The sequence below is a fragment of the Mycobacterium sp. genome, assembly GCF_049647605.1.
Classification (GTDB): Bacteria; Actinomycetota; Actinomycetes; order Mycobacteriales; family Mycobacteriaceae; genus Mycobacterium.
Genome location: NZ_JBARXZ010000007.1, coordinates 24,465 through 38,599, shown reverse-complemented (window position 1 = coordinate 38,599; position 14,135 = coordinate 24,465). Strand labels below are relative to the sequence as shown.

Sequence of the window (14,135 nt, the reverse complement as noted above, 5' to 3'; positions counted from 1 at the left end):
GCCGCCCACCGCACCAGGATCACGCGGCGGTGGGCACCGGCGCGTCGGTTCCGCCACCCTGACATCGCCAGGATCATCGCCACGGCCAGCGGTGCGGCGACGGCGGCCAGCCACAGCAGGGTCAGTCCGGTGTTCACAGGCCGTAGATCCCCTCGGTGATCAGCCGGGCCAGTTCCAGCGGCGAGTACATCCAGCCGGCGAACACGCCGATGCCGATGGTCAGCACGGCGGTGACGGCGATCGGTACGACAAGCAGGGCGGAGGCCTCCAGCCCGACGACCGGTGCCAGCTCCTCGCGATCGGAGGGTTTCCACCACATCCGGTAGACGATGGGGAAGAAGTACGCCGCGTTGAGCAGGCTCGAGGTCACCAGCACGGCCAGCACCCAGAGTTGGCCGGAGGCGACCGCGCCGGAGGCCAGATACCACTTGGACAGGAAGCCGGCCAGCGGTGGAATACCGATCATCCCGAGGACCGCGATGGTGAACGCCGCGCAGGTGACGGGCATCCGCCGGCCCACCCCGTCGAGTTCGGAGATCTTCTTGAAGCCCAGCACGGTGGCAAACGCGCCGGCACAGAAGAACATGGTGATCTTCATGAATCCCTGGTTGACGATGTGGGCGATCCCGCCGGTGGTCGCCAACACCGACATCACCGACACCCCGAGCGTGACGTAGGCGACCTGACCGACCGTCGAATACGCCAGCCGCGCCTTCAGGTCGTCTTGGCGTAACGCCTGGACGGATCCGTAGAGGATCGTCACGCACGCCAGGATCGCCAGGGGAGTCAGGACTCCGAGTTCGGCGGCCAGGTCGACGCCGTAGACGTAGTCCACCAGCAGCACGACGCCGTACACACCGGCCTTGACCACCGCCACCGCGTGCAGCAGGGCGCTCACCGGTGCCGGGGCCACCATGGCCCGCGGCAGCCAGCCGTGCAGCGGTACCAGCGCGGCTTTGACGCCCAGGCCGGCGAGGATGAGGACAAAGATCGCCACCGCGCTGACGGGACTGTCCCGGGCGAAGACGGTCAGCTCCGGGCTGCCGCGGTCGGCGAAGTCGATCGAGCCGACTTCGGCGGTCAGCCAGACCACCCCCAGCAGCAGTGCCGCTCCTCCGGTCAGGGTGTGGGCCAGGTAGGTGCGACCGCCGCGGGCGGCAGCTGCGGTGCCGTCGTGAACCACCAACGGGTACGTCGCCAGGGTCAGCAGCTCGAAGAAGATGACAAACGTGACCGGGTTGCCGGCCAGCGCGATTCCGCTGGTGGCCAGGACGCACATGCTGAAGAACCCGAAGAACCGGTTGAGGTGGGGCGCTCCGGAGAAGTAGCCGATCGCATAGATCGTGGTGAGCAGCCACAGAACCGAGGACAGCCCCAGGAAGTACAGCGAGAACGGATCGACGCGTAGGACGAGGTCGATGCCCGGCACAAACGGGGCCCGCCATTCGAACCGGTCCCCGCCGGCGGCCGCCGGGATCAGGGCGGCGACCAGGGCGACTTTTGCCGTTGCCCCGCCGAGATTCAGTGCGTTGCGGGTGCGGACGGCGCTCTCCGGCAGGAAGAACACCAGCACCGCGGGCACCAGCGACATCGACAGCAGGGCCAGCGGGAGCAGTGATCCGGTCACAGGCCCACCACCCCGACCGACGACATCGCGATCACCGACGACGCCGCCACCCCGAGCACGGTGGCGGCCACCGCCGCGGTCAGTGCCGCAAAGCGCATCCGGGCCGGTAACCCGATGGTGGCCGGCGGTGGTTTGTCGGTGGCGGCGGTCAGAATCCGCAGCACTCGCACGGTGTAGGCCGCCGTGAGCAGCGTGCCGCCCAGCAGGATCGGCAACCACCACCATTGCCCGACGCTCAAGGAGGCGGTCAGCAGTTGCCACTTGCCGGTGAAGGCGAGCGCCGGGGGCAATCCGGCCAGGGCCACTCCGGCCAGACCGAAGGCGAACACCGGAACGGGATGCCGGGCGGCAGCACCGCGCAGGTCTTCGATGCGGTCGGTGCCGTAGCTGTGTAGCAGGCATCCGGCGGCGGTGAACATGGCCGTCTTGGCCAGTGCGTGCCCGACGATGAAAGCGACGCCGCCTTGGAGGCCGAGTTCGGCGACGCGCCGGGTCTGCTCGTCGGCGCCGGTGGCCAGTGCCGGTGCCACCAGGGGGATCAGCAGGACGAAGTAGCCGATCTGGGCGATGGTGGAGTAGGCCACCACCCGTTTGAGCCGGGTCTGCCGAAACGCCTGGACGCTGCCCCACACGACGGCAATACAGCCGAGAGCGCCGACGGCCTGGGCCAGCGCCAGCAGGGCGGCGTCCGCGGGCAGGGTTGTCCACAACCGGATCAGCACAAACAACGAGGCCTTCACCACCAGGGCGGACATCAGTGGGCTGACCGCCGACGGCGCTCCGGCGTGCGCCGGCGGCAGCCAGGCGTGCATGGGGACCAGGGCGGACTTGAGGGCCAGTCCGAGGGTGGCGATGGTGATCGCCACGGCGACGGTGACGACATCGGGCTCGTTGGCCAGCCGGGCGCCCACCTGGGCCAATGACAATGAGCCGGCCGCGGCGTAGAGCAACGCGACCGCCAGCAGGAACCACAGCGACCCGGCCACCGCGATGAACAGGTAGCGCAGGGCAGCGCCGGCGGCTTTCTGGCCGCCCAGGGCGACGGCACCGACCGCGGCGACGGTGACCAACTCCAGGGCGACGTAGGTGTTGAACAGGTCGGCGGCCACGAACACCGCGTTCAGGCCGGCGGACATGGCCAGCCACAGCGCCCAGAACCAGGGACCGCCCCGGGCGTCGGCCGAGCCGGAGGCGTACACCGTGACGAGCAGACCCACGATCGCCGACGTCAGCAGGAACGCCGCGGACATGCCGTCCACGCGCAGCCCGATGCCGACCGGCTCGGCCCAACCGCCGAGAGTGAGTGCCACCGGTCCGTGCCGGGCGACGTGGATGCCGAGCGCTCCGGCGACGACCGTCGCCACCACCCCGTGGGTCAGCGCCAGGGCGTAGCCCACCCGGGGTGCGACGGCTGCGACCAGCGCACCGGCAAGCGGGAGGAACACCGTGAGCCCGGTCAGCCAGCTGAGAGTGCTCAAGCCGGGTCCCCGCCGGTGTCGGTGTCGTCTGAGTCCGGTGCGCGGCGGGCCAGCACCAGCGCGATGCCGGTCACCGCCACCGTGATGACGATCCCGGTGAGCACCAGGGCGTGCAGCACCGGATCGGGCGGGTCGGTGCGGGCGGCCAGCGCGATGAGGATGACAAACACTCCGGCGCCCGCGAAGTTGAGCGCCACCACCCGCCGGACCGGGTCGACGGTGAACAACAGTCGCAGCGAGCCCAGCGCGACGAGGAACGAACCCAAGGCCAGGAACCAGACGAGCTGTGTCATCGGCTGGGCTCCTGCGCGACGAGCAACGTCGCCAGAGCGGCGCCGATGGACACCGCCATGGCCGTCTCGAGCGCCAGAATCGCAGCCACCGCAAACGGGCCGCCGATCGTCAGCCAGCCGCCGCCGACCGCGGTCAGCCCGGCCAGCGCCACGAACATCGCGGCGCCGACGACGATCAGCAGCGGCAGTACCGGCCGGCGGGGGAGCCGGATCGCGCCGGTGATGAGGCCCATGATGATCAGCCCCGTGAGCACCGCGCCGGATTGGAAGGCCCCGCCGGGTCGGGTGGAACCAGCCACCAGCAGCCAGGCGGCCAGCAACACCAGCACGGGTGCGAGGGCGCGGAACAGCACGGTGAGAGCGGGCCGTCGATCGGTCGGGACGGCGGCGACGGTCATCTCGCCGCGGGGTTGCAGCGCCAGAGCGGAAATGGCGGCCACGGTCAGGACGACGATCTCCAACAGGGTGTCGTAGGCGCGGAAATCCAGCAGTACCGCGGTGACGGGGTGGACCACCGCGGCGTTGTCGAGGGCTGCGGTGGCTTGTCTGGCCAGCGCGTCGGGTCCGATGGTGCGGTTGGCGGCAGGTACCGCGGTGGCGGTCAGTGCACCCGCCATTCCGAGTGCCAACAGCAGCTCCCCGACAACTCGCGCACCACGGCGGCGGGTGGGCCCGGGTGCGCCCTGGCCGTCGTGCGCCACGGTGGCGATCAGCAGCGCGCCGGTCACCCCGGCGGCCAGGGCGGCTTCGGCCAGCGCCACGTCGGCCGCACCGAGACGGGCCCAGATTCCCACCAGGAGAACACCGGCGCCGACAAAAACGGTCACCGAGGCGGCGCGCTTCGGATGAAATGTCGCGACCACCGCGGCCGCCGCCACCCCGACTCCCAGGGTGATGTCGACAACGCTGACCGGATCACTCATCGCCGGTTCCCGTCATCGGCGCCGCGAGCCAGCAGTCCGGCGGCGGTGGCGCTGGCCGCCAGCGCCAGCATCCAGATGAGGACCAGCAGACCGGCGGTGGCAGCAGAGCCGGACGCGACGGACAGGCCGATGACCAGCAGGCCGAGGCCCAGATTGTCGGCCTTGGTCAGGGCGTGCAGGCGGCTGCGGGTGTCGGGGAAACGCAGGATGCCGACGGTACCCAAGGTGTAGAGCAGGCAACCCGCGGAGATGAAGACCACCGTCACGACTGCTGTCATGTCTGCGTCGTTCCCTGCGGCTGGATTCCCCCTGTGGGTCGCGGCGTCGACTTCTGTTGTTGCGCAGCAAGAACCGACACGATCACCACTGCCAACGCCACCAGTATCAACCCGGCGGTGCGCACCGCGGGTTCGTCGAGAAGTTCTGCGATGACCAGCAGCGCGCCGACTCCGGTGGTGGACAGCAGGGCAACCCCGGCCACGCGGTCGCGCACTGCGGGGCCACGGACCACCCGAATGCCGCTGGCCAGCACGTTCAGGATCAATACGGTGACGACACCGGCGAGGAAGGTCTGCACTGCAGGCCACCCTCCTTCATCTTGCCGCCTGGTTGTCGGTTGCTCGGTCGGGGCGGTCCCACGGCGCGACTGCCCGATGTGTTGATGCCCGTTTTGGCCGGATTTGACACGTCACCCTGAGAAACATTGGTAGACAATGTGTTTCATGGGGTAGTGGCCAGGTGGTGAAAACGCCCAATCGTCGCCCCGTCAGTACCTACGATGACGTCTGTGATAGATCACTTCGGTATCAACTGCAGCGACTGGGAGAAGTCGCAGGAGTTCTACGACTCCGTGCTGCACGTCCTGGGCTACCGCCGGCAGCTGGAGTTCGGGGTGGCCGTCGGGTACGGCCTCGCGAGCCACCCCGAGTTCTGGATCGCCGACGCGAGTGCGGGGGAGGCGTCCGGGCCGAACCGCGAGATGCACATCGCGTTTGCCGCCAAGTCGGCCGAGCAGGTGCAGGCGTTTTATCACGCGGCGCTGGCGACGGGGGCGGAGCCGCTGCACGAGCCGCGATTGTGGCCGGAGTACCACGAGCACTACTACGGCGCATTTGTCCGGGACCCCGACGGCAACAACGTCGAGGCGGTGTTCCACGGGGGCGGGCCCACCGGCGGCAGTGGCTCGCCGCCTGCGACGTAGGTGGTCTTTTTTGTCGAAATGGTGTGTGGCGCTCTCTGTTACGACGGGCCGCCCGGCCGGCGAGCGGACTGGCGGCGAATGCCCATCGCCAATGCGCATACCAGCAGGGCCCACAATGCTATCGAGATGAGTCCAAATACGGCCTGCAGATCGGTGCTCAGCCGCAGGCTGTCGTAGCTGAAGCCGACGAGGTTGATCAGAATCGACTCCTCGTAGCTCGCGTCGTCGACGTCGACGATGGTGGCGCCCAACAGGATCAGTGCCAACCACAGCATTGTCTGTAGCCATGCCTGCCCGGCGGTGAGTCGCCGGTTCGGCTGGTTGAACATCAGGACAGTCGTCAACGTCAGCGCCACCACCATGACGGGCAGCGCGGTGAAGACGAAGAACGCAAATATCCAGCCGAGCGTCACATCGAAGAAACCCCGACCAAGCCACACCCACAGGATCACCACGATGTTCACCGGGATGGTCAGGCCGAACACAATCTGAGGGAAACGAACCATGCCGGCCACGTTAGGGGTGGCGGCCAGGGGGCAGCAGAGTAATTCTGCTCAACTGGGCCTGTCCGGACCCAGGCGTAGCGTCGGCGGCATGGCTGAAACTCTGCGTGCACTACAGGACTTATTGCGCGATGCCTTCACCCGGCTGATCGAGCACGTCGACGAACTCACCGACGGCCTGACCGACGAGGTGTCGACCTTCCGGCCGACGCCGCAGGCCAACACCATCGCCTGGTTGATCTGGCACAGCGCCCGCGTGCAGGACGCGCAGGTTGCCCATATCGCCGGTGTCGATCAGGCGTGGGACGGCTGGGTGGACACGTTTGCACTGGACCTACCGCGTGACGACACCGGCTACGGGCATTCGCCCGCCGATGTCGCCAAGGTGCGCGCCAGTGCAGAGCACTTGGCCGGCTACTACCGCGCAGTGCACACCTTGACGCTGGACTACCTCGGCCGGCTCGACGCGGACGAGCTCGAGCGCGTCGTCGACGACAATTGGGATCCACCGGTCACGGCGAGCGTGCGGTTGGTCAGCGTGCTCGATGACTGCGCCCAGCATCTCGGCCAGGCTGCCTACCTGCGCGGTATCGCCGGTTCGTGAGGTAGCCGAGCCACGGGTCTAGTTCTTGAAGTAGACGATCTGGTGGCTGACGGCCAGCAGGGCGCCGTCGCGGCCCCACAGTTGTGCGCTCTGATCGAAGAACCCGCCGGAGAACCGTTGGGCGCGTGCAGTTGCCAAGATCCAGTCGTCGCCCTGTCGGGCCAGGTCGGCGGCGTCGGCGTGGAAATACACCGTGAACGAGATGGTCCCCGCGGGGATGAACTGGCCGCGCCGCAGGAACACCCGCGGGAAGAACACATCGCACAGTGCGGTCAGTGCCGGGTAGTCCAGCGCCCGCCGGGGGTGGGCGCGCACCCACAACGTGGATGTCGAGTCGGGGTGCTCGCCGGCGTCCTCACCCGGGACAGCACCGGCGGCAAAGCGCATCTCGTAGTTGCGAGTCCAGGTCACGAAACTCGAAATATCCTGTGGTGTGCAGTCTTCCGGATCGGGAGCGGCCGGCGGCTGGATTTCGGTGTCCGACCAGGTGGGGCGTTTCACGCCGAACACTGCGGTGGCGGTGGTGGTGACAACCGGTGAGTCCGGGCTGCCCTGCGTCAATTCGGCGATCCAATGCTGGTTGGTGCGGTTGGTGCGCACCGCGCGCAGGTCGATCTCGAACTCACCGTCGGCGATCGGCGCTGCGTAGTTCACGGTCAGGGATACCGGTTCGCCGAGTCGGTCTGGGTGCTCCTCGATGGCGCGCACAAACGCAGCGGCGGTCAGTCCGCCGAACGGGCCGACCATGTTCGCGAAGTCCGGAGTCGTGGCGCCCCGCACGCGGCCGTCCACGGTTTCGAAGGTCAGCGCGGCATCGAACGGGTGTGTCATGCCGCCAAACCTACCGCCGACCCGAGGTCCAGTTGACAGGTGTCAACCCGGGTGCGACCTCTGTCACATACCGTGGTTAACATGGCTCTATGACCGCCTCCAGTGATGTCGAGACCACCGGGACCATCCGCAATCCCGCGACCGGTGTGGTCGCCGGCACGGTGAGCTGGACCGACCCCGCCGATGTGCCGGCCATCGCCACCGGCCTGCGCGAGGCGCAGCGGGACTGGGAGCGTCGCGGCCCCGCCGCGCGTGCCCGGGCTCTGTCGCGGTACGCCGTCTGGCTGCAGGAACATCGCGCCGAGATCGAGAAGCTGCTGATCGCCGAGACCGGCAAATCGGCGGCGGATGCGGCGCAAGAAGTACCGCTGCTGCTGATGATCCTGTCCTACTACATCAAGAACGTCGAAAAGGCGCTGGCGCCGGACAACCGGCCGCCGGCATTGCCGTTCCTGTCGATCAAGAAGGTCACGGTGTTCTACCGGCCCCGGGCCGTGGTCGGGATCATCGCACCGTGGAACTACCCGGTGGCAAACGCCATGATGGACGCCATCGGCGCGTTGGCGGCCGGCTGCGCGGTGCTGCTCAAACCGTCGGAGCGCACCCCGCTGACCGCGCAAGTGCTGCTGCGTGGCTGGGCTGAAACCGGTGCGCCGCCGGTGCTGGCGCTGGCCCAGGGGGCGCGCCTGGTGTCAGAGGCCGTCATCGACGTCAGTGACTACATCCAGTTCACCGGCTCGTCGACCACCGGGGCCAAGGTGATGGAGCGGGCGGCCCGCCGGCTCACCCCGGTCAGCCTCGAACTGGGCGGCAAAGATCCGATGATCGTGTGCGAGGACGCCGACATTGCGCTGGCGGCCAATGCCGCGGTGTGGGGTGCGATGTTCAATGCCGGCCAGACCTGCGTATCCGTCGAGCGGGTGTACGTCCTGGGCGCGGTCTACGACCAGTTCGTCAACGCCGTGGTGGCTGCGGTGAACAAGCTCCAGATGGGAGCCGGCCCCGGCCACCACTTCGGGTCGCTGATCGACGACAGCCAAGTCGCGGTCACCGAGCGGCACGTCGAGGACGCGCTCGCCAAGGGTGCCAAGGCACTGACCGGCGGCGTGCGTCCCTCCGGTCCGGGTAGCTTCTATCCGCCGACCGTGCTGGTGGACGTGGACCACTCGATGGCATGTATGACAGAGGAGACGTTTGGCCCGACGCTGCCGATCATGAAGGTCTCCTCGGTTGCCGAGGCGGTCCGGTTGGCCAACGACAGCCCGTACGGACTCAGCGCGTCGGTGTTCTCCAAGGATCTTTCCCGCGCCAAAGACATTGCGGTGCAATTGGATTGCGGAGCAGTCAACATCAACGACGTGATCTCCAACTTGATGTGCACCACCGCGCCGATGGGCGGCTGGAAGACCTCGGGCATCGGCGCCCGGTTCGGTGGCTTCGATGGGGTACGCAAGTTCTGCCGCCAGGAGACGGTGGTGGTCCCACGCACCAACGTCGGAGCGGGCGGCAACTATTACCACCATTCACTGCGAGCGCTGGACCGGATGAACAGGCTGATGACCAAGATGGCGCTGTCGGTTCCGCGGAAACGGGCAAAATAACGCCACTTGTTGTTCACGCCCCGGTCACCGTCAAGTTCGGGCCAGCCGATAAATTGCGCCGGTGCTGGTAGATGCGAACGAATACACCGTTCTGGACGACGACGATGACGACCCCGTGCTGCTCATCCAGCCCGGCAATCAGGTCGTCGACACCTGGCGCGAAAACTACCCGTACGACGAGCGCATGAAGCGCACCGAGTACGAGGAACAGAAGCGGCTGCTGCAGATCGAGCTCCTGAAACTGCAGAAGTGGAGCCAGGCCAACGGACACCGGCACGTCATCGTGTTCGAGGGACGCGATGCTGCCGGTAAAGGCGGCACCATCAAGCGGTTCATGGAGCATCTGAACCCGCGCGGCGCCCGTGTTGTGGCGCTGGAGAAGCCGACCGAGAAGGAACGCACCCAGTGGTACTTCCAGCGGTACGTGCAGCACATGCCGTCGTCCGGCGAGATGGTGCTGTTCGACCGCTCTTGGTACAACCGCGCCGGCGTCGAGCGCGTCATGGGTTTTTGCTCTCCGAGACAGCACGCCGAGTTCATTCGGCAGGCCCCGCTGTTCGAGCAGATGCTGGTCAACGACGGCATCAGCTTGACCAAGCTGTGGTTCTCGGTGACCCAGAGCGAGCAGCGCACCCGGTTCACCATCCGGCAGGTCGATCCCGTCCGGCAGTGGAAGCTCTCGCCCACCGACTTGGCCTCATTGGACAAGTGGGAGGACTACACCGCAGCCAAAGAGGACATGTTCGCCCTCACCGACACCGAGATCGCTCCCTGGATCGTGGTCAAGAGCAACGACAAGAAACGCGCCCGGATCAACGCGATGCGCTACGTGCTCGGTAAGTTCGACTACGACAACAAAGACCACGAGGTGGTCGGCCACGCCGATCCGCTGATCGTGGGGCGCGCGCTGTCGGACTGACAACCGTCGAACCCGACGCGGGCGCCTGGAGCTGAAGGGGACCCCGTTGCGTTTCGTGTTGGCGACGCTGTTGTGGCTCGTCACCACGGCGGCGTTGGCAGTTGCCCTGCCGGCCGCGTGGGCGCAGGTCAACCTGGTCGACAATGACGGGTACGCCGCGTTTGCGCAGCGTGCGGCCGCCGACCCTGACCTGCAGCAGGCCGTCGCCGCAGAACTGACCACCCAGATACTGGATCTCGGTGAGGGGCTGCAACCTGTCCTGGTGTCGGGGCTGGCGTCGCAGTACACCTCCAGCTCGTCGTTCCCCGAGCAGTTCAGTCAGGCCAACCGCTTTGCGCACCGGTGGATGTTCACCAATGCCGTCAGCTCTGACACCGACCCACAAGGCCGCTGGGTGGTCGACATCGGCCCGATGCTCAACGACAGCGCCTTCGCCGACACGCTGGCTGCCTACAACGTGTCGGTGCCGCAGTCCTTGTCGGTGCCGTTGACTGAAAATGCGCCGCAGGCGTTGCGCCCCGGGCAGTTACGGCAGGTGGGCACCTGGGGGCCGTGGTTCACCATTGCTGTGGTCGGGCTCGCCGGGGTGTTCGCGCTGCTGACATTGGTGGCTGCCCGGTCCCGCGGCAAAGCACTTGCCGCGCTTGGCGTCTCCGGGCTGGTGGTGGGCGCGGCCGGCTGGGCCGGGCTGGAGGTCGGCCGGCGGCGGGTCGAAGCCGCCCTCGGAAACACCTCCGGTGACATCCGGCAGGTCGCCGACGCCATGGTGGGCGCGGCGATCGACAGCATGCACCATTGGCTCAACATCACCCTCGCTGCCGGCGGTGGTGTGGTTGCCCTCGGTGCGCTGTTTGCGATGCTCGGCGGGCTGCGGCGGACGGTGCGGGACCCGAACTAGGGGCGGTTGCTGCCGAGAAGGTACTGGAATGGGCGAAGAGCTGATGGGTCGCGAATCCGTAGCCGAGACAGTCTTGAACGCTGCTTCGCCGATCGAACACCCGCATACGCTGGTGCTTTTTGTCCTGGCGATGCTGTGTCCGGCGGTGTCCATTTCCGCGATGGGAAGCAGTTGGCCTCTCGGCAGGCAACGAACCCTGTACTGGCTTGGTACCGCCGGCGCTGCCGTGTGTGTTGTGGTCGGCTCGTTGCCCAATATCGCCATGGCGGTGACTCTGGCCCTCTTGGCGGGGCTGCTCATGGTTTTGCCTGCCTACTTCAACAGCCAATACATCAAGATCGGCAACCGCGTCATCGCTTTTCACGACCTGACCGCATTGCAGTCGGGGGCCAGAGAACCGGCATCGAACGGCTGGGAGGACCAGCCCTATACCTCGACTGTTTCGGCGGCGAAGCTGTGGTGGCTGTTGGTGGTGTGCACCGCCATGGCCGCCGTCAATGTGTACGCGTACGTTTTCGACGGCGACGATCCACGGTATGGACTCCTGGGGCTGGCGCTGCTCGTCGGAATCGGGGCACTTTTCGGCGCCGGCGATGGTATGAGGTTGCAGCGCATTGCCCGCGGTCAATATCTCCAATTCGGCATTGTGTCCGTGATATCGGCGGGAATTGTCTCAGTCTCGTACCTTGTTGCCCGCGCGATTGCCCCCGGAGTCAAAGATCCGACCCGCTAGGAAGGCGCGCCGTCGAGGACCGCTGTACACGGCCCGCGCCCCCGACCACGCGGTCGCCGCGTGGTCGGGGCCTCTACTCGGTGTCGTCGAACCCCGCGCCCTTGCGTGGGCTGGCCCAGTAGGCCGCGAAATATGCTGCAATCGGCAACAGTAACAACGGAATACACGCAATCACCGTGATGGCGAACGGGGCATGGTGTTCGCGTGCGACCGGGAAACCGTCGGCTTTGTCCAAGTGGCCGGTGAACACGAGTACAGCGCTGACAATCAAGGCGCCGAGCAGCACTGCCTCATTTGGTCTGTCGGTGATCAACGCGGTTCCGCCTGCCAGCAGCGACAGGGCTGCGGTACACCACCACACCGTGCCGGCGGTCGCGACCTCCCGATAGGCATCGAATGGTGGTTCTTCGCCGGTGCGCTTGATGTAAGGGGAGCGAATCCGACCGCCGATCTTGATATAGGTCGTTGTCGAATATGCGAAGAGAACCGCTGAGACCATGACAGCCGCCCCAGTTGCCAGCGCAACAGCCCAGCCCCTGAATGCGATGCTCGTGGCGAAGAAGAATGCGGCGAGCCCCCACCCGGTCCAGAAGATGCGCCGCCGATTTGTCGTCGAGACCGGCACCAAGAGAGCCGAATTCCCCAGGAGGACCACGATTACTCCTGCGATCAGGACTGGTTGTGACCACTCGGGTGCGATCGTCGCTCCGCTACTTGTCAAAGAGCTTCCCTCCGGCATATCCGCCAATACCTTCACCGATCGAACCACCGCCCAGGGTGCCGGTCACCACACCGACAAATGCACCGCCGGGCCCCAGGAGAGCGCCGCCCAGCAACCCGAGTCCGATGGCACCCCCGGTGCTCCCACCCAAACCTCCGAGGAGTCCGCCGATGGTCTCGCCGGGAGGGGCGCCGTTCATCAGAGCTTCTACTGTGAGCAGGGCTTCGAGTAATGTCCCGCCCCCTTTGACGTACTTGCCCAATTCACTGATGGACCTGAGGGTGTCGGGGTCGAATCGATCGACAGCGTGACGTCCCACCGACATTCGACCCTCAAGGTCGCCTGCTGCAGTTCCCGTGATGTCTGCGTACGCCTGCAGATCCTGCAACGTCCAACCGGACGCCATGGCATCGCTGATCGCTTCAGCGGACTTCCGTGCCATACCTGCTTCGACGAGTACCGCCTGTGTCTTGTCGAGAACCTCGGCCTGCAATCGCGCTTCGTCCTTGTTCATCGATGCCGTCGCTTCATCCGGTGACATGGGAGGTAGCCAGGGCGTGCCTTCCTCGAGTGCCTTCTGCATGCGCAGTCGGGACTGAGCGCGGGACCGTGTGTCGAGGCCGAGAATCGAGTCGCGCGGCCCCGGAATCGGCAGCACAGCTTGCTGGTGGTCGCGCAGGCGCTGACCGGCGTACTCGATTGCTTCAGCAGAAGCGTTCGGGTCGTTGATGGTTGCGAAGTCCCGCAATCTGTCTGCAGCCGCTTGTTTCTGAGGAGTAATCGTCCCCGGGTTGTCGACCAACTCCTGGTCTGCTGCACGCTGCATGAATCCGTATTCGGCGGCTTCCAGGTCGGCCGCGGTGGCATCGGTGCGGCCGACACCGTCGGACTTGTCGATGGCGGAAGGGTTGTAACCCTCTGCCTGCATGTCGATCATTGAGCGAGTCAGATGTCCGGAATAGGTATCTCGTGCATTGTGGACGGCGCGCCACGCCTCCCTGACATCCGCCGCCGCCAGTCCTTCCATCGCAGAGATATCGAGTTCATCAATCGTCAGCCCGGTCTCCGAGATTGTGCGGCTGATGGCGTCGTCCATATCCTGAAGGCGCGATTCCAGCCATGAGATCGTTTGTGCGCAGGACCGTTGCGCCTCGGCCAGAGATGCTGCGATGTTCTGCAAGTCAACCCCGACGCGTGTCAGTTGCTCTCGACTCAACTTCAGTGCCTCGGTCGCGCGCTGGACCTCGGCAGAGTCGTTGATCGGATTGTCGCCGTTCTCACGGTTCCATGATTGTTCGAAACGATTCCGGGCGCGGCTGAACTCGTCGGAGGTCTCGGACATCGACACTCCGCTGTCGTAGAACGCTTGAGCCACTTCAGAGATCTGTTCAGGCTCTCCGTTCTGAACAGAGGCATCGATACGCCAAGGGTCGCCGCCGGCAGCGGCGATGAGGTCCGGCCGGCTCAGGAATCGGAGTTCCACGACACGTTCCGCAGCCTCTTGGAGTGCTCAGAGTCCATGTCTGCAAAGGCGGTGGCAGCCATGTGGGCGCTGTCGCCGAGGGCACCCAAACTCGTCACATGGTGGTTGATGCACTCCAGGTGACGAGTGTGTGCCTGCCCGAGCGCAGCCTGGAACTGGTTGGCTTCGGCGAAATCACCGAACATGTCGCCGGAGGTGGATACCCGTGCAAACGTGTCGGCTCCGGTCTGAGCGCGCGTCGCGGCTTCATAGGAGCCGTTGGCTCCTGCCCGCATCTGCGGAACGTCGACGTCCATCTGACCCCCTGGCAAACTTTGACA

General features: G+C 66.2%; 17 protein-coding genes. 6 read left to right on the top strand and 11 right to left on the bottom strand.

Annotated features, from left to right (window positions below; translation table 11 throughout):
- Nucleotides 1–133: 133 nt before the first annotated feature.
- The 6 genes from WBB07_RS00915 to WBB07_RS00890 are packed head-to-tail and all read right to left on the bottom strand — an operon-like array spanning nt 134 to nt 4,898.
- The gene (locus WBB07_RS00915; RefSeq protein ID WP_526303833.1) at nt 134–1,627 is read right to left on the bottom strand and encodes a complex I subunit 5 family protein; all 1,494 of its coding nucleotides are present in this window, start codon (nt 1,625–1,627) and stop codon (nt 134–136) included.
- Nucleotides 1,624–3,105 carry a complex I subunit 5 family protein gene (locus WBB07_RS00910; RefSeq protein ID WP_526303831.1) on the bottom strand — a complete coding sequence of 494 codons (1,482 nt, stop codon included), beginning with the start codon at nt 3,103–3,105 and terminating at the stop codon, nt 1,624–1,626. Before WBB07_RS00910 ends, WBB07_RS00915 begins: the two co-directional genes overlap by 4 nt.
- On the bottom strand, nt 3,102–3,398 hold the full coding sequence (locus WBB07_RS00905; RefSeq protein ID WP_526303829.1) for an NADH-quinone oxidoreductase subunit K: 297 nt from the start codon (nt 3,396–3,398) through the stop codon (nt 3,102–3,104). Before WBB07_RS00905 ends, WBB07_RS00910 begins: the two co-directional genes overlap by 4 nt.
- Complete coding sequence (gene mbhE, locus WBB07_RS00900) at nt 3,395–4,321, bottom strand: hydrogen gas-evolving membrane-bound hydrogenase subunit E (RefSeq protein ID WP_526303828.1); 927 nt, start codon at nt 4,319–4,321, stop codon at nt 3,395–3,397. Before mbhE ends, WBB07_RS00905 begins: the two co-directional genes overlap by 4 nt.
- Nucleotides 4,318–4,599 carry a cation:proton antiporter gene (locus WBB07_RS00895; protein WP_526303826.1) on the bottom strand — a complete coding sequence of 94 codons (282 nt, stop codon included), beginning with the start codon at nt 4,597–4,599 and terminating at the stop codon, nt 4,318–4,320. Before WBB07_RS00895 ends, mbhE begins: the two co-directional genes overlap by 4 nt.
- The gene (locus WBB07_RS00890) at nt 4,596–4,898 is read right to left on the bottom strand and encodes an MrpF/PhaF family protein (RefSeq protein WP_526303824.1); all 303 of its coding nucleotides are present in this window, start codon (nt 4,896–4,898) and stop codon (nt 4,596–4,598) included. The genes WBB07_RS00895 and WBB07_RS00890 overlap by 4 nt, the downstream gene beginning before the upstream one ends.
- 210 nt (nt 4,899–5,108) lie before the next feature.
- Between WBB07_RS00890 and WBB07_RS00885 the strand changes: the two genes are divergently transcribed.
- Nucleotides 5,109–5,522 (top strand): VOC family protein, encoded by a 414-nt coding sequence (locus WBB07_RS00885; protein WP_526303839.1) that lies wholly within the window; start codon nt 5,109–5,111, stop codon nt 5,520–5,522.
- A 38-nt stretch (nt 5,523–5,560) separates the two neighbouring features.
- On the opposite strand, the gene WBB07_RS00880 is transcribed toward WBB07_RS00885, so the two are convergent.
- Entirely contained in the window at nt 5,561–6,028 is a 468-nt protein-coding gene (locus tag WBB07_RS00880) for a hypothetical protein (RefSeq protein ID WP_526303822.1), read from the bottom strand.
- Nucleotides 6,029–6,116: 88 nt separating this feature from the next.
- Between WBB07_RS00880 and WBB07_RS00875 the strand changes: the two genes are divergently transcribed.
- Entirely contained in the window at nt 6,117–6,629 is a 513-nt protein-coding gene (locus WBB07_RS00875; RefSeq protein ID WP_526303820.1) for a mycothiol transferase, read from the top strand.
- An 18-nt stretch (nt 6,630–6,647) separates the two neighbouring features.
- Here the strand turns inward: WBB07_RS00875 and WBB07_RS00870 are convergent, their stop codons facing one another.
- Complete coding sequence (locus tag WBB07_RS00870) at nt 6,648–7,460, bottom strand: acyl-CoA thioesterase (protein ID WP_526303818.1); 813 nt, start codon at nt 7,458–7,460, stop codon at nt 6,648–6,650.
- Between the two features lie 89 nt (nt 7,461–7,549).
- Between WBB07_RS00870 and WBB07_RS00865 the strand changes: the two genes are divergently transcribed.
- The 4 genes from WBB07_RS00865 to WBB07_RS00850 all read left to right on the top strand — a co-directional run bounded on the left by WBB07_RS00865 (nt 7,550) and on the right by WBB07_RS00850 (nt 11,611).
- Nucleotides 7,550–9,061 carry an aldehyde dehydrogenase family protein gene (locus WBB07_RS00865; protein WP_526303816.1) on the top strand — a complete coding sequence of 504 codons (1,512 nt, stop codon included), beginning with the start codon at nt 7,550–7,552 and terminating at the stop codon, nt 9,059–9,061.
- A 61-nt stretch (nt 9,062–9,122) separates the two neighbouring features.
- Nucleotides 9,123–9,980 carry a polyphosphate kinase 2 gene (ppk2, locus tag WBB07_RS00860; protein WP_526303814.1) on the top strand — a complete coding sequence of 286 codons (858 nt, stop codon included), beginning with the start codon at nt 9,123–9,125 and terminating at the stop codon, nt 9,978–9,980.
- A 46-nt stretch (nt 9,981–10,026) separates the two neighbouring features.
- Complete coding sequence (locus WBB07_RS00855; RefSeq protein ID WP_526303812.1) at nt 10,027–10,878, top strand: hypothetical protein; 852 nt, start codon at nt 10,027–10,029, stop codon at nt 10,876–10,878.
- A gap of 28 nt (nt 10,879–10,906) precedes the next feature.
- On the top strand, nt 10,907–11,611 hold the full coding sequence (locus WBB07_RS00850; RefSeq protein ID WP_526303810.1) for a hypothetical protein: 705 nt from the start codon (nt 10,907–10,909) through the stop codon (nt 11,609–11,611).
- Between the two features lie 73 nt (nt 11,612–11,684).
- Here the strand turns inward: WBB07_RS00850 and WBB07_RS00845 are convergent, their stop codons facing one another.
- Genes WBB07_RS00845 through WBB07_RS00835 form a run of 3 tightly spaced genes read right to left on the bottom strand, consistent with a single transcriptional unit; the run spans nt 11,685 to nt 14,111 of the window.
- Entirely contained in the window at nt 11,685–12,266 is a 582-nt protein-coding gene (locus WBB07_RS00845) for a hypothetical protein (RefSeq protein WP_526303808.1), read from the bottom strand.
- Between the two features lie 55 nt (nt 12,267–12,321).
- The gene (locus tag WBB07_RS00840; RefSeq protein WP_526303806.1) at nt 12,322–13,815 is read right to left on the bottom strand and encodes a putative alpha/beta hydrolase; all 1,494 of its coding nucleotides are present in this window, start codon (nt 13,813–13,815) and stop codon (nt 12,322–12,324) included.
- Complete coding sequence (locus tag WBB07_RS00835; protein ID WP_526303804.1) at nt 13,797–14,111, bottom strand: DUF2563 family protein; 315 nt, start codon at nt 14,109–14,111, stop codon at nt 13,797–13,799. Before WBB07_RS00835 ends, WBB07_RS00840 begins: the two co-directional genes overlap by 19 nt.
- Between the last annotated feature and the right edge of the window lie 24 nt (nt 14,112–14,135).